This is a genomic window from Vibrio breoganii (genome assembly GCF_001677275.1).
Taxonomy (GTDB): domain Bacteria; phylum Pseudomonadota; class Gammaproteobacteria; order Enterobacterales; family Vibrionaceae; genus Vibrio; species Vibrio breoganii.
In genome coordinates this window covers 2,708,708-2,726,514 of the sequence record NZ_CP016177.1, presented here as the reverse complement: position 1 = coordinate 2,726,514, position 17,807 = coordinate 2,708,708, and the positions used below count along the sequence as shown (strand labels likewise).

The following is a 17,807-nucleotide window of genomic DNA, read 5'->3' as shown; positions in this document are numbered from 1 at the left end:
ATACGAGATTAATCATCGCTAATTGAACGTACCGTGCCGATTGGCGCCGTATATATGCACGAATCATAAAGTAACTGGGATAGTCTCCGATGACGGATAAGAAAAAACGCGGCTTATTGTCTTGGCTTGGTTTTGGTGAAGAAGAACAAACTCAACCGGAACAAAAAGAAACGGACATTAATGAACAGCAACAGCCTGAGGCTGACATTGCTGAGCAGCAAGCTACGCCGACTGAACAGCCTGAGAGCGAAGTCGTAGAGTTAGAGCCTGTTGAAGAACAACCCGTTGAAGAAGAAAGCGAGCCAGAACCAGAAGAGAAAGCACCCGAGGTACTTCAACCCGAGGCCATTCAGCCTGAGGTTCAAGAGAAGCCAACGGAAAGCTTTTTTGCTCGACTAAAGCGCAGTCTTGCACGTACTAAAGCCAATATTGGTGCGGGTTTCTTTGGCCTATTCAAAGGCAAAGAGATTGATGATGACTTATTTGAAGAGTTGGAAGAGCAGCTTCTGATTGCCGATGTTGGCATGGAAACAACCATGAAAATCATCGATAGCCTGACAGAGAAAGCTTCTCGCCAGCAGTTAAAAGACGGTGAGGCATTATATGACTTACTCAAGCTGGAGCTTGCCGAGATATTGGCACAAGTAGAGCAACCGTTGCAGATTGATGAGCAAAAAACGCCTTACGTTATTCTGATGGTGGGTGTGAATGGTGTTGGTAAGACGACCACCATTGGTAAGCTTGCTAAGCAATTTCAGTCTCAAGGACAGAAAGTGATGCTAGCAGCGGGTGATACCTTCCGTGCGGCAGCGGTCGAGCAACTTCAAGTATGGGGGCAGCGAAATGATGTTCCTGTTGTCGCTCAACACACGGGAGCGGACAGTGCTTCTGTTATCTATGATGCCATCGAAGCGGCCAAAGCGCGTGGCTACGATGTTGTTATTGCAGATACGGCTGGGCGCTTACAGAACAAGAGCAACCTTATGGAAGAGCTTCGTAAGATTGTTCGCGTAATGAAGAAGATTGATGGCAGCGCTCCACATGAGATCATGTTGACGTTAGACGCAGGTACGGGTCAAAACGCAATGAGCCAAGCGAAACTATTCAGCGATGTTGCACCGGTAACCGGAATTACATTAACTAAACTGGATGGCACAGCAAAAGGGGGTGTTATCTTCGCTATCGCCGATAAGTTTAAGATCCCAATTCGTTATATCGGTGTGGGTGAGGGTATTGATGACCTGCGTCCATTTGAGACTCAAGAGTTCATTGACGCATTGTTTAGCAGAGAAGATTAACACCCCACAGCAAGGACGATTTAGTGATTAACTTTCAACAGGTTAGCAAGGCTTATCGCGGCGGCCATCAAGCATTGCAGAAGGTGGACTTCCATCTAAGAAAGGGCGAGTTGGCTTTTTTAGGGGGTCACTCAGGGGCAGGTAAAAGTACTCTGCTTAAGTTGATTTGCGCCATGGAACGACCGACTGACGGTAAGATAGCCTTCAATGGGCATGACATTACACGTATTGGCGATAAAGAAATCCCTCTACTCAGACGTAATATCGGCATAGTCTTTCAGGATCACCGTCTTTTGATGGACAGAAGTGTCTTCGATAATGTGGCTTTGCCTATGCGTATCGAGTCCATCGCAGAAAACGAGATTAAACGCCGCGTAAATGCAGCCTTGGACAAAACCGGCTTGCTAGATAAAGCGCGCTGTTTGCCGACTCAATTATCAGGTGGAGAGCAGCAGCGAGTGGGTATTGCTCGCGCTGTCGTCAATAGACCGACGTTATTGCTTGCCGATGAGCCAACCGGAAACCTAGACCCTGAGCTTTCTAATCGTATCTTTAGGCTATTTGAAGAATTTAATCGCGCGGGCGTTTCTATTCTTATCGCGACCCACGATGTCGGCATGATGGAAACACGAAAGCAATATCGCCGTTTTGAGTTGAACCAAGGATTTTTGAGCGAGGCAGAGGGTTATGGCCAATAAGAGTTCAGTACAAAAAATTGGGTATTTTCGCTCTCACTACCTAGTAGCAAAAGGTTCACTGCACGATATTGCTCAAAGGCCTTTGGGCAATTTGTTCACCTTAGCGGTGATTGCGATAGTACTCGCGTTGCCATCTAGCCTTTATGTGGTGGCGAAAAACATTCTGGATGCCGCTGAACAAGTAAGCCAGCCTGCTGCTGTAAGTGCTTACTTACAAGAAGGCACACCAGAGGCGCGCATTATGCTGATCAAGGATCAGCTTGAAGGCGACCAAGCAATCGCGAGTGTCGAGTACATTTCTTCACAGCAAGGATTGCAGGACCTAAGCTCGCACTCTGGGTTCAATGACGCTATTAGCTTGCTCGATGATTATGCACTGCCAGCACTATTGGTGATTCATCCAGCGCAAGCCTCTGATACCACGCAGCAACATATCCTCGACCTTGCCAATGCTGTTGAAGTCTTTACTGATGTTCGAGTGGATCAAGACTGGTTACAACGCTTTGACGCCATTAAGGCGCTGAGTAGCGCACTTGCTTTAGCACTTGCCTGTATGATGCTGGTGGCTGTAGTGCTTATTATTGGCAATACCATGCGCTTTAATGTGCTAGCACGAAAAGAAGAGATTCAAGTCATGAAGTTTCTTGGGGCAACCAACAGCTTCATTCTTCGTCCTTACCTTTACACCGGGATGTGGTTCGGTTTATTGGGTTCTTTGTTTGCATGGTTAATTACTTTAGCGCTGTCACTTTTCTTGGGAAGTACGGTTCAATCGGTCGCATCGTTATATGACAGCAGTTTCATTTTGAGCCCGTTGAGTTTTGATGAGTCGATTATCTTATTGTTAATTGGTAGCTTTCTTGGTTTATTTGCCGCTCAAGCCTCAGCACGCCGTCATCTTTCTGAAATTGAACCTGTGTAGAATTTACTTGTCTCAGTAGGTGGGAAGTGGGTGAGGGTATGCCTCAGCTCACAGTCGAGGGGTTGCTCTCGATGAATTTCTGTGCATAATGTCCAGTCCGCTGTTTTTTTAGCAGTCGCTAATTTAATAGCGAATAGGTTGTAAAGTTCGATGAATGAGGGATTGAATGGCTAGTAAAACGTTTTCAATGGCAGTTGTATCTCAAGATAGCTTAGATAGCTACATCAGATCTGCAAACGGTTACCCAATGCTAACCGCAGAGAAAGAGAAAGACCTTGCCGAGCGTTTGCATTACAAAGGTGAGATTGAGGCTGCGAAAGAGCTGATTTTGTCTCATTTGCGTTTTGTTGTTCATGTAGCTCGTGGTTACTCTGGTTATGGTCTTCCTCTAGCTGACTTAGTTCAGGAAGGTAATATCGGATTAATGAAAGCGGTGAAACGATTTAACCCAGAAGTGGGTGTTCGCCTTGTTTCATTTGCTGTTCATTGGATCAAAGCTGAGATTCATGAGTACGTACTGCGTAACTGGCGTATCGTTAAGATTGCGACGACTAAGGCTCAACGTAAACTGTTTTTCAACCTGCGTAAAAACAAGAAGCGCCTAGGTTGGTTTAACAACGGTGAAGTTGAGACGGTAGCAAGAGAGCTAGGTGTATCACCAACTGAGGTTCGTGAAATGGAATCTCGCTTAGCCGCTCAAGACGCAACTTTCGAGTTTTCGGCTGATGACGATGACAGTGCGAACTTCAATCCAGTAGCACCAGCGCTTTATCTTGAAGATAAAGACTCTGATATCGCTGACAATGTCGAAGCGGACAACTGGGAAAACCATACCAATGCACGCTTAGCTAATGCACTAGCGACTTTGGATGAGCGTAGCCAGCACATTGTGCGCGCACGCTGGTTAGATGATCAGAAGCAAACGCTACAAGACCTTGCTGATACCTACAGTGTTTCTGCTGAGCGTATTCGTCAACTAGAAAAGAATGCGATGAAGAAGCTTAAATTAGCGGTCGGCGACCTCTAATATAAACTAAGAATTATGAAGGCCAAGATCGAGAGATCTTGGCCTTTTTTATTGGGATCGGTTTTAGTGTTTCATGATAAGCCTAATCTGTGGATAACTCTGTGGGATAAATTTCGATAGCATGTCTTTAACTCAGTCAAAGCAAGGGTTATCATCGATAAATCGAGTGGGGATAGATAATTTGAAATCAACACATTATTAAGGATCAATACTAGATATTGTGGATCATTATTAATCAAAACACTTTATCAACGTAATCCACAGATTTACCCACAGCTGGTGGCAATTTGATCACTGTTATCCCAAACCTGGGTATGAAATTATTCAGAGGCTTGGGATAGGATTTTTTGAGGACAAGTAAATAATGGAAGAAGTACAACGAATCAGTGTGAATCAAGCACACCAAATGCAAACCACGCAACAAGCGAGATTGGTGGATATTCGTGACATTCAAGCCTTTACAGTGGCACACCCTGTAGATGCCTACCACCTTACCAATCAGACTATCGCCGAGTTCATGGACTCAGTGGAATTTGAAGACCCGATTCTAGTGTTGTGTTACCACGGAATTAGCAGTGTTGGAGCGGCTCAATATTTACTGAACCAGGGCTTTGAGCAAGTATTTAGCATAGATGGAGGATTTGAGGCTTGGCAGCGACAGCAACTGCCAATAGAGGCTCATGAATGATTCGCCTTATACAACTGAATAACCCACGAATAGCGCAAGCCTTTATTGATTACATGGCATCACAGCGGGTCACTGTTTCGCAGATGCCGGAAGGTGATGGCCAGTTTGTACTCTGGCTACATGATGACGCAAAGCTGTCTATGGTTCAGCAAGAGCTCGAGCTGTTTCTCAAGAACCCTAATGATAAGAAGTACCAGGCGGCTTCTTGGGATATGGCTGAGACGCGCACTCAACAGTTTAGCTATTCAACGCCAAGTTTCATGCAGATGATAAAGGCAAAAGCGGGGCCAATGACGCTGTTGGTTATGCTTGTCTGTATTGTGATTTATGGTTTGCGTCTACTCGGAATGCAGCAGCAGGTGTTCTCCTTATTGCACTTTCCGGCGATGGCCGATCAACAGTGGCAAGTTTGGCGCTATGTTACCCATGCTGTATTGCACTTCTCCGTTCTGCACATCACCTTTAATTTACTTTGGTGGTGGCAATTGGGTGGGGATATTGAACAAAGACTGGGTCGAGGTCGTCTCACGAAGATTTTCTTGGTTTCCGCTCTCTTGTCTGGATGTGCGCAGTATTGGATCGAAGGTGCCAACTTTGGAGGCCTAAGTGGTGTCGTGTATGCCTTGGTTGGATATATATGGGTACTATCGGTAAGAGCTCCGCAGTTTGGCCTAGATATACCTAAGCCTATCCTCGCCTTCATGTTGATCTGGTTGGTACTTGGCTTTGTGCAACCGTTTATGGCGATTGCGAATGCCGCACACCTTGCGGGATTGGTTGCCGGGTGTTTATTGGGCTGGCTTGATAGCGTAAACCGAACTCAGAACACTTAATTGATGATCTGAGTTACCTTATTGGCACCGCGATTGGTACAATTGCTCCAATATTTTATTTATACAGTTGCCATTGGTTGGTAAAGAGTTACGAAGTAAGTATGACTAGCCCTATAAGGACATTTCAGCAGGCCTTGCTAAACATCAATTGGCAGAGCCCTAGCGACTTTCAGTTCCCAGATAACAACGCTAAACACTGGTTGTTAGAAGAAGACTCTCTTTCTCACAGATTGTCTCTCTCTTGCTCGGATTTGAGTGTGGAGCTGTTTACGAGCAACAAGGTACAACCTGAAGAGCTCTCAACTCAAGAAGCACAAGTACTAAACAAAGAAGTGTGTCTACTACGAGAAGTGATTCTTCGAGGAGATCGTCACGATTGGGTATATGGCCGCACCCTAATACCTCAGAGCTCATTGCAATCTCATTCTCATGATTTTGAGAACCAAGGAGAGTTGCCACTAGGGGTCACGGTATTTAGTTCTGAAGGTGCCTATCGTGATGGATTGCAGGTTGGCATTATCGATGTAGAAGGTCAGCCCCTACTCGCAAGACGCTCTAGGCTATGGATGAACGGAACTCCCATGCTAGTTGCAGAGCTGTTCTTGCCTAAGTCCCCAGTATATTCAGACAAGGAATCCGATTAATGGTCTCTAAAATAAGAGCCTACTACCTGTTGATGAGAATGGATCGACCTATCGGTAGTCTATTGCTTTTATGGCCAACCTTGTGGGCTTTGGTAATGGCCTCCGAGGGTAGACCGCAGTGGACAGTATTGATCGTATTCTGTTTAGGCGTATTCTTGATGCGTTCCGCAGGGTGCGTGATCAATGACTTTGCTGATAGAGAGTTAGATGGTCATGTTGAGCGTACTCAGTTTCGACCTATCCCTAGCGGGTTGGTGTCTGCAAAAGAGGCATTAGCCTTATTTGGCGTTCTGAGTCTTATCTCTTTTGCACTAGTACTGACCATGAACACACTGACTATTCAGCTGTCGTTTGTGGGTGTTGCGCTAGCGGCCCTTTATCCCTTTATGAAGCGCTTTACTCACTTGCCTCAATTGGTGTTGGGAATGGCCTTTAGTTGGGCAATTCCAATGGCATGGGCGGCAGAATCTGGCCACATAGCACCTTTGGCTTGGTTGCTGTTTGTTATCAATATGCTTTGGACTATCGCCTACGATACCCAATACGCTATGGTGGATAGAGATGATGATCTGAAGATAGGCATCAAATCTACCGCAATACTATTTGGACGATTCGACAAATTAATCGTAGGGATCTTGCAAGCTATCACCATCATCTTGCTTTTGATTGTTGGTGAGAACGCGGCTCTTGGCCCTGCTTTTTATTGGGGAGTGTTAGTGGCTGCTGGATTGTTTGTATATCAACAGTGGTTGATAAAAACTAGGGATCGCGCACTATGCTTTCAAGCGTTTCTCAACAATAACTATGTTGGGATGGTCATTACGATAGGGCTGTTTGTTACTTACTTATAAAAAAATCCCGGATTAAATCCGGGATTTTTTTGTCTTTATACCGCTTGAGCGATACCTTCTTTGATGGTGAGTTTCACCTCAGGAGAGAGGATTTCCAGTAGGCCTTGTGCCAACTTCTCAGTGCGCTCGATATCGCACTCACCCTCTGCATTCAAGTAACCTTGTTCTTTTAGGGTGCTGAATAACGCCGCGAATACCCCTTTATCAAAGAACTCAGGAGCATTGATACCGTGTAAACGACCCAGGCGCTGTGCAATATCCTGACACCTCATTTCTAATTCTGCTTGAGCTAGCTCTGGTTGAGCCGCCAGTAGATTAAGAGCAATGCTATAGCGCTGCAGTGTTTCAGAGATAGTGCGAGACAGTAACTGCAGGGTATGGATATTGGTCTGATTAAGATTAACCATATCACCCTCAACCTCAATCAACTGTTGAGAGAGAAACTCCTGCACTATTTGTTCAACCTTGTCTTCCAGTTGCTCACTATCGTATGAAAGGAACAGCTCTTTTTGTAAGAACGGATACAAAACAGCGATATTGCGCTTCAATCTCGTGATAGTACAGTCAGGCAATTGGATAATTAGCTGTGCTAGCAGTGAAGGTAGAGCGAGCATATGAATGATGTTATTACGATAGTAGGTCATCAGAACAGATTGATGACGGTCTAAGGATATGATCTCACCCATGCTGTCAGAATCGACCACAAACTTATCCAGTGAGGTAGCGTGCGCTACTAGCTCTTCAGCACTGCTATCCGGAGTGGTGGCAAAACTGGTGTATGGCACATTGCGTAAAATACTAAGGTAGCAATTAATCTGATTGATTAAGCTTTCCTTAGTTAGCGCTCTTTGTCTTGAAGCTAATAATGCTGTCGCCGTTAGCGTCAGCGCGTTAGCCGCAGCGGCATCATTGATATGCGTCATCATCTTTTCAGCGATAGCATTGACTGTAGGAGTCATCCACGTTGGCTTAGTGCCTTCTGCAGCGCCGATGTCTTCACGCCATTCTGGCACATTTTCATTCAGGTACTGGTTCAGCGGGATAGGCTCACCAAAGTTTACGTAGCCTTGACCAAAGTTACGCAGCTTTCTAATTGTGCGCAGTACTTGCCCGGCGTTTTCTTTTTCTTTGCGTTTACCACGAAGTTCCTTAGCGTAAGTGGAAACCTCCATGACATGCTCATAGCCAATATACACTGGGACTAAGGTGACTGGACGGTTCAATCCTCTGAGCATCGCCTGCACTGTCATTGCTAACATGCCCGTTTTGGCTTGTAGTAAACGACCTGTGCGAGAGCGACCACCCTCACTGAAATACTCAACGGAATATCCCTTGGTAAACAACTCAGCAAGGTACTCTCGGAAAATGGTGGAGTACAACTTATTGCCCTTAAAGCTGCGGCGGATGAAGAAAGCGCCGCCTCGTCTAAAGATAGGGCCTGCAGGGAAGAAGTTCAGATTTACTCCGGCTGCGATATGTGGCGGTACCATCCCTTCATGATAAAGAATGTAGGAAAGTAGTAAGTAATCCATGTGGCTTCTGTGGCACGGAACATAAACAATCTCATGTCCATCTTGCGCCAGCTTACGCACTGTCGAAGCGTTGCTTACATTGATACCTTGATAGAGTCTGTTCCACAGCCAAGTTAGAACAAAGTTACCTTGCTTGATCAGTGAGTAAGAGAACTTAGCCGCAATCTCATCCATTATCTTCAGGGCATGTTGCTCTGCTTTTTCAACACTAATATTCTTAGCTGCGGCCTCATCGGCAATGGCTTTATTAATAGCCTCAGATTTGATCAGTCGCTCAAACAGGACATCTCTACTAGGTAGGCTTGGCCCTGATGCTGCTAATTTTTGTCTAGAGAAGTGAATACGTGCTACGCGAGCCAGTTTCTGAGCTATGGTTTCATCAGAGCCACGAGAGTCTGCCATGTAACGCATTGACACTAGCGGGCTAAAGCGAATCATACAATCGCGTCCAGAAAAGAGCACTGCTTGCATCTTATTCCAAGGGGAGAGGTTTTCTAGATAAGGCTTATCTCGTCCCTCTTTACCTGGCTTTCGCCCCCACATAACGGTGGTTGGGATCAGTTGCACGTCAAGATCGGATTGTTCACGGTGCAATTTAAGAAGTTGCGTAAACAGGCTTTGAGATCCTAGTGAGTCAAGAGTATCGTTGTCTCGGTCGAGTTTGCCTGTAGAGATAAATACATAGCGTCTAAAGCTTTTGCCACCAACCTCAAGAGGTTGTAGCGGATCAGGTAAACCAAGTTGAATGGCTCGACGACGAACAGAAAGAAGGTCGACATTAGATTCGAACGGCAACACATAGACAATAGGTTTCTCTATATCTATGTTGAGATCACTAATAGGAGAAGGGGGTACGACATTACCCTTAACCAATACTTTCAAAGGAAAGCGTAAAGCTGTTTGTGTCAGTGTATGACCAGAAGACATATTTATGATTGTCCCAATTTATATTTGGTGCCCAAGGCTCTTCAAGACTAGGTGGTAAAATAAGCGTCGCAAGAATAGCAGAACTGGTCGAACCTTTTAACCAGAATTGTTTTAATGTTAGGTCAATAAATGAAAAAGCACAGCAAGATAAAAAGAATAGGTGATCAATGAAAGGTAATACAGGATTCAAACGCGTTATTAAGGCAACGGGTTATTCTATTCAGGGGCTTAAAGCCGCTTTTAAACATGAGGCCGCGTTTCGTCAGGAAGTTTTCTTAGCCCTCTTTCTTATCCCTATTGCATGTATTCTCGATGTCAGCCAAACAGAAAGAATGCTGATGATACTGTCGCTATTCATCGTGTTGATCGCTGAGCTAATGAATTCAGCCGTTGAGGCAGTCGTCGATCGAATCGGTTCAGAGATTCATGAATTGGCAGGTCGAGCTAAAGACATTGGTTCAGCCGCCGTGTTTGTGGCTTTAGGCCTAGTATTGTACATCTGGGTTGAGGTTTTGTTCTTTTAACTTAAATTTCAGCTTATTAGGGGTAACTGGTTGATTATTTAACCATGCTGTATATACTCACAGTGAACTGTATAAAAGAACAGGTGATGTATGAGACCCTTAACCCAAAGACAGCAGCAGGTATTCGATCTTATCAAGACGAAAATCGAAGATACTGGCATGCCACCAACAAGAGCCGAAATTGCGCGCGAACTGGGGTTTCGTTCAGCGAATGCTGCCGAAGAGCACCTCAAAGCTCTAGCGAAAAAGCAGGTCATTGAGATCATCCCTGGCGCATCGCGCGGTATCCGAATACTTCTACAAGACAGTGCTAACGATGATGGCTTGCCGTTAATTGGTAATGTTGCAGCGGGTGAGCCAATCTTGGCGCAAGAGCACATAGAGTCGCATTATCAGGTTGATCCGCAAATGTTTAAACCTAAAGCTGACTTCCTGCTTCGCGTACACGGCGAAAGTATGAAAGACATCGGCATTATGGATGGCGACCTTCTGGCGGTTCATAAGACTCAAGATGTTAGAGACGGACAAGTGGTTGTGGCTCGTGTCGATGAAGATGTAACCGTAAAAAGGTTAGAGCGCAAAGGGTCTACCGTTTTGCTGCACCCAGAGAATGCAGAGCTTTCTCCAATCAAGGTCGACCTAACACAACAGCATCTTGCCATCGAAGGCATAGCGGTAGGGATCATTCGTAATAGCACTTGGATGTAATACCAATATCCCAAAATTTATGATTCACTATATGCAGCGCTCTTTATAGAAGCGCTGCTTTTTTTTGCCTCAAATATCTCAAGGATGGTCATGCAAAACCCCGTTGTCCGCTCGCTGATGGATCTCAGTCTGCACAAGAGAATACTCGCCTTAGCGATACCTATGGTTTTGTCTAATATCACTGTACCTCTATTGGGGTTAGTCGATGCCGCCGTGGTCGGTCACTTGGATCATTCTTGGTATCTGGGGGGTGTTGCCTTAGGAAGCACAATGATCAGCATGGTGTTTTGGCTGTTTGGTTTTCTACGTATGTCGACAACTGGCTTATCAGCACAGGCAAAGGGGGCAGAGAACCCACGAAAGTTGGCTCTGGTGCTACTGCAAGGCATTTTTATGGCGCTGGCCTTTGCACTGATCTTTTTGGTCTTACACCGAGGGATTATCAACCTAGCCTTAAGCTTCAGTGATGCCAGTGAACAAGTTCAGTTCTACGCGAATGAGTATTTCACCATCAGGGCTTGGAGTGCTCCGGCCGCAATGGTCAACTTTGTGTTACTTGGATGGCTGTTAGGAAATCAAAACGCAAAAGCACCCATGTGGATGGTCATTATTACCAATGTTACAAATATCGCATTGGATGTCCTGTTTGTGGTGGTTCTTGACTATGGTGTCGCGGGCGCCGCTTCTGCTTCTGTTATTGCTGACTACACGGGTGCGTTAGTGGGTATTTACTTTTGCCATAAGATTTGGGGTAGTGCCGTATCCTTGAGCTCTAAGCAGATACTCTCTTTGGGTATAAATAAATTGTTCACCGGCTTATCACGCTTTGTTCGTTTAAACCGAGATATATTCTTACGCTCCTTATGCCTGCAAGCTGTGCTGGCATTTATGACATTTCAAGGCGCAAACTTTGGTGACGATGTTGTGGCCGCGAATGCAGTGTTGATGAGTTTGGTCTTAATGGTCTCTTATGCAATGGACGGCTTTGCTTATGCCATAGAGGCGATGGTAGGGAAAGCCATAGGGGCGAAAAGTAAGAAGGAATTGTCTCTTTCGATTCTAGGTACCTTCTTCTGGGGACTGATCATCTGCTGTGGGTTTGCCTTATTGTTTGGTGCTGGTGGCCATATCATTGTTGGCTTGATTAGCGATATCGATAGCGTCAGGGAGACGGCCGATGAGTACTTAGCATGGTTAGCCATTATGCCTATTGTGTCCATGTGGTGTTATCTGTTTGATGGCATATTCATTGGTGCAACGCGCGGTAAGGAAATGCGAAATAGCATGTTTGTTGCAGCGCTAGTGTTCTTCGCACTTTATTTTGGCTTTGCCCATCTTGAGAATCACAGCCTGTGGATTGCCATGCTGGGCTTTATGGCGATGCGCGGCGCTACATTGGCTTGGGTATTTGTTCGCTTGTGGAAAAAAGGGCAGTTCCTAGAAACTGCCCATGCTTAACCGTTATTAGAATAAACGATTCAATCCATTCAGAGCCGCAACTCGGTAGGCTTCCGCCATAGTGGGGTAGTTGAAGGTGGTGTTCACAAAATAGTCGATGCTATTTGCAGGTCCAGGTTGCTCCATGATGGCTTGACCGATATGAATAATCTCAGCGGCCCTTTCACCAAAGCAGTGGATACCTAATATCTCTTTGGTTTCTCTATGGAAGAGGATCTTCAAACTGCCAATGTCTTTACCTGAAATCTGAGCGCGTGCGAGGTGCTTAAAGGAAGCTCGCCCTACCTCATACGGCACTTTTGCGGCGGTAAGTTCTTGCTCCGTTTTTCCGACAGAGCTGATCTCTGGAATGGTGTAAATACCTGTAGGGATATCCTCAATCAGTCGTTGAGTCGCCTCACCCTCGGCAATCGCTTTCGCGACAAAGCGACCTTGGTCATAGGCAGCACTGGCTAAGCTTGGGTATCCAATCACATCACCAACCGCGTAGATATGCTCAACATCGGTTTGGTAGTTACTATTGATCTTCAACTGACCGCGTGAATCGGCAGATAAGCCCGTGACATCTAAGTTGAGAGTGTCTGTATTACCCGTTCGACCATTCGCATACAGCAAGCAATCAGCTCGCATTTTCTTACCCGATTCTAGGTGTACGATAACACCGTCATCTGTGCCTTCTATTTCGGCGAATGACTCACCGTTGCGAATCACTACACCATTACTACCAAAATGATAAGAGAGTGCATCAGAGATCTCTTTATCTAGGAAGGAGAGCAGTTGATCGCGAGTGTTGATAAGGTCTGTCTTGACGCCTAGACCGCGGAATATAGAGGCGTATTCACATCCGATAACCCCAGCACCATAAATGATGATGTGTCTTGGTTGATGATGTAGAGACAATATTGAGTCACTGTCATAGATACGCTGGTGGTTAAAGTCTACGTTGGTTGGATGATAAGGGCGTGAACCCGTCGCAATCACGAATCGGTCAGCGGTATATTGCTTAACACGTCCATCTTCACCAGTGACTCTTACACTATGAGCATCGGAGAACTTAGCCTCGCCAAAGATCAGTGTGCATTGGTTTCTGTCGTAGAATCCTTGCCTTAGCGTGGTCTGTTTGTCGATGACGGTTTTGGCATGATCTAAGATGTCATCAAAACTGGCATCTAAGCTGCGGTTGTTTTTACAAAAGAGTGGGTTGTTATTGAATTCAATGAAGCGGCTAACGGCGTGCCTTAGTGCTTTGGATGGAATCGTACCCCAATGAGTACATCCGCCTCCGACACTTTTCTCTTTCTCAATAATAGCAACATTGAAGCCAGCCTTGGTTAATCCCATAGCAGCACCTTCGCCTCCAGGGCCACTACCAATTACGATTACATCAAAATGCGATGAAGAACTCACTGAAACCTCCTTGTTTTGTTAATGGCATTTTAAACCTTTGTTGCCATTGGTAAATCAGTTAGTGGTGACTAAGTGGTCAGTCTCACAATAAAGATCACTTTGTGGGGCGGGAGAGTTTGCAAATAGAGAAGCAGTTATGTTTTATTGGGGCAGGTCAAAAAGAGTATGAATGGAATATGGGCGTTAGGGCAGAGCAAAAACAAAAAACCAGAAGAGCGATTATCGACTCAGCGTTTGGACAGTTATCTGCTGGCCGAAGCTTTTCTAGCATGAGCCTTCGGGAAGTAGCTAGAGAGGCGGGTATTGCACCAACGTCTTTTTATCGACACTTTGATGATATGGACCAGCTCGGTATTGTTATGGTGGATGAAGCGGGTTTGCTGCTACGACAGTTGATGCGTAGAGCCCGCGAAAGGATTCAACCAGACCGAAGTGTGATACAAACTTCAATAGAGACGTTTGTTGAATTTATTGAGACTAACCCTGATATCTTTAGACTCTTGCTACGTGAACGCTCAGGTACGTCTGAAGAGTTTCGTGCTGCGGTAGCGCGAGAGATTCAGTTCTTCAGTGCTGAATTAGCCGACTACCTCAATGCTCAGCAATTACCACGAAAGATAGCGTCGCTACAGGCTGACGCAATTGTTACTCTTGTATTTAGCTCTGGTGCGGAGTTTCTAGATATCGAACCCAATCAACGCGCGGCTCACAGACAAAGATTGGTTGATCAAGTACGAATGATCTCTTTGGGTGGCCACGCTATGAATCAATTTCAAAACAAGAATGATTAAGAGGATTTTATGACAGATAAGAAAGAAGCATTGGCTTCGGATAAAAAGTCACTTTTGTTAGCACTGGTTTGCGGGATGAGTGGCAGTGCCTTGCTGTCTTCTCTATCCGTACCAGGTTATTCCTTTTCAATTTTCCCGTTAATCTGCTTGGTGCTCGCCGTCCAAGTGATTTATCAGAACTACTTAAATAAGCCGGTCGATGAGGACTTCCCATTACTAGGGTTAGGTAGCTTCTTTATTGGTTTCTTTGGGCATGGCGCATTTCTAAAGGCGCAGTATCCAGAAGCGGGCTCAAACTTCTTTTCAATTATCTTTACCTTGCTACTACTCGTGTGGGTAGGAAGAAAGCTAGGTTATCTAGGAAGATAAAAAAAAGAGCGGATATCCGCTCTTTTTTATTGGTTAGGCTTTACGCTCAAGCATTATTCCCATTTCCATATGGTGAGTATATGGGAACTGGTCAAATAGCGCATAACGAGTAATGTTGTGCGTTTCCGATAGAATCTCGAGATTATCTTTAAGCGTATCTGGGTTACAAGAAATGTACAGAATACGCTCGTATCCTTGAACCATACGACACGTGCCTTCATCCATACCTGAACGCGGTGGATCAACAAAGATGGTATTACAGTCGTAACTGCTTAGGTCAACATTGGCCTGCTTAAGGCGACGGAACTCACGCTTGCCTTCCATTGCGTCGGTAAAATCTTCGGCAGACATACGTATAATCTGCACATTGTCGATTTCATTCGCCTTGATGTTGTATTGCGCTGAATCTACAGAGGGCTTAGCCAGCTCTGTTGCCAATACGCGATTAAAGTTTTGAGCTAATGCCAGCGAGAAGTTGCCATTACCACAATAGAGCTCTAACAAGTCACCCTTAGATTCCTTGGTGCAATCTACCGCCCATTCCAGCATTTTTTCTGCAACGCGACCGTTAGGCTGGGTGAAGCTATTCTCGACTTGCTGATAAGTGTACGTTTTACCAAACACATTTAGCTTCTCAATAACGTAGTCTCTATCAAGGACAACCTTCATCTTCCTTGCTCTACCGATAAGGTTTAGATTAAACCCTTCATCATTGAGGCGTTGCTTAAGTGCCTTCGCTCTTTCTTGCCACTCATCATTAAGTTGCTTGTGATAAAGAAGTGAAATTAGGATTTCACCGCTAAGTGTAGAAAGGAAATCTACTTGGAAAAGCTTATGACGAAGTACGTCGTGCTCTTTTACTGCTTCAACCAGAAGTGGCATCAAGTCATTGATCAAGCGGCTTGCAACAGGAAATTGGTCAACACGGTATTTTTCGCGTGTCTCTTGATTAAACATCACGTAGTACAGGTCTTCACCTTCGTGCCAAACGCGGAACTCTGCTCGCATTCGGTAATGCTGTTCATCAGAAGTGAAAACCTCTAATGATGGCATCGTATATTCGCTAAACATCTCTTGCAGACGTGCGGTTTTATCGTCTAACTGCACCTGATAAGACTCAGAGTTTACATTTGGGTTGGCCATTCACTTTTCCTGACTTGAAACAAGAGGCGCAGATTCTATACTCATCAGCCGTCGGAGTATAGATTGTGTGCACTAGATATTTGATTCAATAATAGTTGTCTGCACATAAAACAGTGCTGTAATTTTTACTTCGTTATAATATTAGATGACTTAACTATGTCGTGTATTTTGATAGAGTAGCCTCCCATTAATAATCCAAACCTGACAAAGAGCGCCAATGCCTGAAACAAGAATCTTAATGTTTGACTCCGGAGTGGGTGGCATTTCTGTATTTAAAGACATAAAGGCAAGGCTTCCGTGGGTGAGTGTTACCTATGCATTTGATAACCAGGCATACCCTTATGGGGAGTTGGCACAAGAAGAGTTAGTTGATCGAGTGGAGCACTACGTGCAGCACTTCATTGAGACTCAAAGCATCTCTTTAGTCGTGATTGCGTGTAATACCGCAAGTACAGTGGTCCTTCCTAGATTAAGAGAGAAGTTCTCTATTCCCATCGTCGGTGTTGTCCCCGCTATTAAGCCTGCTTCGCAAAGAGCCAATCTGGGTGTTGGTCTTATTGCTACTCCAGCTACGGTAACTAGAGAATACACCCATGATTTAATAAAAGACTTTGCTAAAGACAAAGACGTCAAAATGATAGGGACTACTGAGCTGGTGGATATGGCCGAACAAAAGCTCAGAGGGATTGATGTTGACCTTACTGTGCTAGAGCAGGTTCTACAGCCTTTGAAGGGGAATATTGATGTTGCTGTATTAGGGTGTACCCATTTCCCACTATTAAGAAGTGAGATTTGTCAGGTCTTGGGTAATGAAGTGACGCTAGTGGATTCAGGTGATGCGATATCAAGGAGGGTCGAGTTCTTACTTAATGAGGTCTCAGTGACTCGTTTTAGCAATAAACTGAGCTACGATGTGTATTGTAGCGCGGAGCCGTATTCCAGATCCGCGCTACAATCTTCTTTTACTGAGTTAGGTTTTTCCGAGATTAAGATTCAGCCGCTGTAGGGTGCTTAGGTTCATTGGCGACACGGACCTTAATCGTTCTTTGCATATACTCATGCTCATTAAGAGATGTGATCATAGCATCAGCATCGTCGTTCTCTACTTCGACAAACCCAAAGCCACGACGCTTACCCGTTCGCTTATCTTTCATTAGACGCACGCTATAAACAGTGCCGTATTCTTCAAATAACTCTTTGACATGAGACTCACTCGCTTTGTAGGAAAGGTTGCCTACATATAAGGTCGTATTCTCATCGCTCAAAGCGGGTGTGGATGAAGAGGAAGATGAATAAGAAGGTTTAGAGCTTGAAGCAGTACTAGCAGGTTTCTGCCATAAGATTAAAGCAGTTGATACAACGCCTAAACAGAAAGCAATACCAGACGGTATAGACAACAGAGACACAAGTGCAAAACCAGCTACTGCAAGGATGATGACAATCAATAGAGACTTGTTTGAGTTCATAATTCGCTTATCACTATATATTGGTGAATTGATGGATGTGAAATTCATTAACAAAACAGACACATAGATATTACGCAAGCCACAATAATTTTTCCAATTTTATCCTCTGATCACGTCTAATATGTCGCAAAAACCGTTTTTGATGGTTTTGTGAACACTTGAAATAAAACTTTAAAAAAGCCCTTGCCAATGTGACGAGCATCTCTATAATGCGCCCCACTGACACGGCAACAGCGGAAACGCTTCGCAGTAGTTCAGTAGGCTACCTAGCCGAACCCAATTGAGTTTAACTTCTCTTAGAAAATTAAATTCAAAAAGTGTTTGACACTGAGGTTCAAATCGCTAGAATGGCCGTCCGCTTGAGAGGCTCCTCACAAAGGAATCATCGAAAAGCAACGCTCTTTAACAATTTAGACCTATCAATCTGTGTGGGCACTCGTTGATGATAATCGAAAAGATTTATCAATGAACTGAGTGACCAAAACGATGACTTTTAGTCATTGGCACAGTCAATTCATTAT

Annotated in this window: 18 protein-coding genes; 14 read left to right on the top strand and 4 right to left on the bottom strand. The window is 44.9% G+C overall.

All coding sequences use genetic code 11. The features are described 5' to 3' along the window. Positions 1–89: 89 nt before the first annotated feature. The 8 genes from ftsY (at position 90) to ubiA (ending at position 6,961) form a co-directional block, all read left to right on the top strand. Positions 90–1,298 (top strand): signal recognition particle-docking protein FtsY, encoded by a 1,209-nt coding sequence (gene ftsY / locus A6E01_RS12645; protein WP_017030135.1) that lies wholly within the window; start codon positions 90–92, stop codon positions 1,296–1,298. A 23-nt stretch (positions 1,299–1,321) separates the two neighbouring features. Then, on the top strand, positions 1,322–1,996 hold the full coding sequence (ftsE, locus tag A6E01_RS12640; protein WP_017030136.1) for a cell division ATP-binding protein FtsE: 675 nt from the start codon (positions 1,322–1,324) through the stop codon (positions 1,994–1,996). Beyond that, complete coding sequence (gene ftsX / locus A6E01_RS12635) at positions 1,986–2,918, top strand: permease-like cell division protein FtsX (RefSeq protein ID WP_017030137.1); 933 nt, start codon at positions 1,986–1,988, stop codon at positions 2,916–2,918. The genes ftsE and ftsX overlap by 11 nt, the downstream gene beginning before the upstream one ends. Before the next feature lie 166 nt (positions 2,919–3,084). After that, positions 3,085–3,945 carry an RNA polymerase sigma factor RpoH gene (gene rpoH / locus A6E01_RS12630; RefSeq protein WP_017030138.1) on the top strand — a complete coding sequence of 287 codons (861 nt, stop codon included), beginning with the start codon at positions 3,085–3,087 and terminating at the stop codon, positions 3,943–3,945. Between the two features lie 364 nt (positions 3,946–4,309). Beyond that, positions 4,310–4,633, top strand: coding sequence for a thiosulfate sulfurtransferase GlpE (glpE, locus tag A6E01_RS12625; RefSeq protein ID WP_017030139.1), 324 nt, complete (start codon positions 4,310–4,312; stop codon positions 4,631–4,633). Then, a complete protein-coding gene (gene glpG / locus A6E01_RS12620; RefSeq protein WP_017030140.1) occupies positions 4,630–5,466 on the top strand; it encodes a rhomboid family intramembrane serine protease GlpG in 837 nt (278 codons plus the stop codon). The genes glpE and glpG overlap by 4 nt, the downstream gene beginning before the upstream one ends. 101 nt (positions 5,467–5,567) lie before the next feature. After that, a complete protein-coding gene (locus tag A6E01_RS12615; RefSeq protein WP_017030141.1) occupies positions 5,568–6,110 on the top strand; it encodes a chorismate lyase in 543 nt (180 codons plus the stop codon). Continuing rightward, positions 6,110–6,961, top strand: coding sequence for a 4-hydroxybenzoate octaprenyltransferase (gene ubiA, locus A6E01_RS12610; protein ID WP_017030142.1), 852 nt, complete (start codon positions 6,110–6,112; stop codon positions 6,959–6,961). Before A6E01_RS12615 ends, ubiA begins: the two co-directional genes overlap by 1 nt. A 35-nt stretch (positions 6,962–6,996) precedes the next feature. Here ubiA and plsB read toward each other — a convergent pair whose 3' ends face one another. After that, positions 6,997–9,420: a glycerol-3-phosphate 1-O-acyltransferase PlsB gene (gene plsB, locus A6E01_RS12605; protein WP_017030143.1), complete on the bottom strand. Its 2,424-nt coding sequence runs from the start codon at positions 9,418–9,420 to the stop codon at positions 6,997–6,999. Positions 9,421–9,587: 167 nt separating this feature from the next. Here plsB and A6E01_RS12600 point away from each other — a divergent pair, with 167 nt between their 5' ends. The 3 genes from A6E01_RS12600 to dinF all read left to right on the top strand — a co-directional run bounded on the left by A6E01_RS12600 (position 9,588) and on the right by dinF (position 12,110). Further along, positions 9,588–9,944: a diacylglycerol kinase gene (locus A6E01_RS12600; RefSeq protein WP_017030144.1), complete on the top strand. Its 357-nt coding sequence runs from the start codon at positions 9,588–9,590 to the stop codon at positions 9,942–9,944. Between the two features lie 90 nt (positions 9,945–10,034). Then, positions 10,035–10,652, top strand: coding sequence for a transcriptional repressor LexA (gene lexA / locus A6E01_RS12595; RefSeq protein WP_026012790.1), 618 nt, complete (start codon positions 10,035–10,037; stop codon positions 10,650–10,652). 90 nt (positions 10,653–10,742) lie between these two features. Beyond that, positions 10,743–12,110, top strand: coding sequence for an MATE family efflux transporter DinF (gene dinF, locus A6E01_RS12590; RefSeq protein ID WP_017030145.1), 1,368 nt, complete (start codon positions 10,743–10,745; stop codon positions 12,108–12,110). A gap of 6 nt (positions 12,111–12,116) precedes the next feature. On the opposite strand, the gene sthA is transcribed toward dinF, so the two are convergent. Continuing rightward, positions 12,117–13,517: a Si-specific NAD(P)(+) transhydrogenase gene (gene sthA / locus A6E01_RS12585; protein WP_017033045.1), complete on the bottom strand. Its 1,401-nt coding sequence runs from the start codon at positions 13,515–13,517 to the stop codon at positions 12,117–12,119. 176 nt (positions 13,518–13,693) lie between these two features. Between sthA and fabR the strand changes: the two genes are divergently transcribed. Further along, entirely contained in the window at positions 13,694–14,308 is a 615-nt protein-coding gene (gene fabR / locus A6E01_RS12580; protein ID WP_017030147.1) for an HTH-type transcriptional repressor FabR, read from the top strand. A gap of 9 nt (positions 14,309–14,317) precedes the next feature. Beyond that, positions 14,318–14,677 (top strand): YijD family membrane protein, encoded by a 360-nt coding sequence (locus A6E01_RS12575; RefSeq protein WP_017030148.1) that lies wholly within the window; start codon positions 14,318–14,320, stop codon positions 14,675–14,677. Between the two features lie 33 nt (positions 14,678–14,710). On the opposite strand, the gene trmA is transcribed toward A6E01_RS12575, so the two are convergent. After that, complete coding sequence (trmA, locus tag A6E01_RS12570) at positions 14,711–15,820, bottom strand: tRNA (uridine(54)-C5)-methyltransferase TrmA (RefSeq protein ID WP_017030149.1); 1,110 nt, start codon at positions 15,818–15,820, stop codon at positions 14,711–14,713. A gap of 217 nt (positions 15,821–16,037) precedes the next feature. Here trmA and murI point away from each other — a divergent pair, with 217 nt between their 5' ends. Then, a complete protein-coding gene (murI, locus tag A6E01_RS12565) occupies positions 16,038–16,826 on the top strand; it encodes a glutamate racemase (protein ID WP_017030150.1) in 789 nt (262 codons plus the stop codon). Here murI and A6E01_RS12560 read toward each other — a convergent pair. Beyond that, positions 16,807–17,286: an RNA recognition motif domain-containing protein gene (locus A6E01_RS12560; protein WP_017030151.1), complete on the bottom strand. Its 480-nt coding sequence runs from the start codon at positions 17,284–17,286 to the stop codon at positions 16,807–16,809. The genes murI and A6E01_RS12560 overlap by 20 nt on opposite strands. Positions 17,287–17,807: the final 521 nt, after the last annotated feature.

Excerpts from the sequence above, each read along its gene's own strand:
- ftsY (WP_017030135.1), top strand. The coding sequence starts at position 90 with ATGACGGATAAGAAAAAACGCGGCTTATTGTCTTGGCTTGGTTTTGGT.
- murI (WP_017030150.1), top strand. The coding sequence starts at position 16,038 with ATGCCTGAAACAAGAATCTTAATGTTTGACTCCGGAGTGGGTGGCATT.
- rpoH (WP_017030138.1), top strand. The coding sequence starts at position 3,085 with ATGGCTAGTAAAACGTTTTCAATGGCAGTTGTATCTCAAGATAGCTTA.
- A6E01_RS12560 (WP_017030151.1), bottom strand. The coding sequence starts at position 17,286 with ATGAACTCAAACAAGTCTCTATTGATTGTCATCATCCTTGCAGTAGCT.
- A6E01_RS12600 (WP_017030144.1), top strand. The coding sequence starts at position 9,588 with ATGAAAGGTAATACAGGATTCAAACGCGTTATTAAGGCAACGGGTTAT.
- dinF (WP_017030145.1), top strand. The coding sequence starts at position 10,743 with ATGCAAAACCCCGTTGTCCGCTCGCTGATGGATCTCAGTCTGCACAAG.
- glpE (WP_017030139.1), top strand. The coding sequence starts at position 4,310 with ATGGAAGAAGTACAACGAATCAGTGTGAATCAAGCACACCAAATGCAA.
- trmA (WP_017030149.1), bottom strand. The coding sequence starts at position 15,820 with ATGGCCAACCCAAATGTAAACTCTGAGTCTTATCAGGTGCAGTTAGAC.
- A6E01_RS12575 (WP_017030148.1), top strand. The coding sequence starts at position 14,318 with ATGACAGATAAGAAAGAAGCATTGGCTTCGGATAAAAAGTCACTTTTG.
- ubiA (WP_017030142.1), top strand. The coding sequence starts at position 6,110 with ATGGTCTCTAAAATAAGAGCCTACTACCTGTTGATGAGAATGGATCGA.
- lexA (WP_026012790.1), top strand. The coding sequence starts at position 10,035 with ATGAGACCCTTAACCCAAAGACAGCAGCAGGTATTCGATCTTATCAAG.
- plsB (WP_017030143.1), bottom strand. The coding sequence starts at position 9,420 with ATGTCTTCTGGTCATACACTGACACAAACAGCTTTACGCTTTCCTTTG.
- ftsX (WP_017030137.1), top strand. The coding sequence starts at position 1,986 with ATGGCCAATAAGAGTTCAGTACAAAAAATTGGGTATTTTCGCTCTCAC.
- A6E01_RS12615 (WP_017030141.1), top strand. The coding sequence starts at position 5,568 with ATGACTAGCCCTATAAGGACATTTCAGCAGGCCTTGCTAAACATCAAT.
- glpG (WP_017030140.1), top strand. The coding sequence starts at position 4,630 with ATGATTCGCCTTATACAACTGAATAACCCACGAATAGCGCAAGCCTTT.
- fabR (WP_017030147.1), top strand. The coding sequence starts at position 13,694 with ATGGGCGTTAGGGCAGAGCAAAAACAAAAAACCAGAAGAGCGATTATC.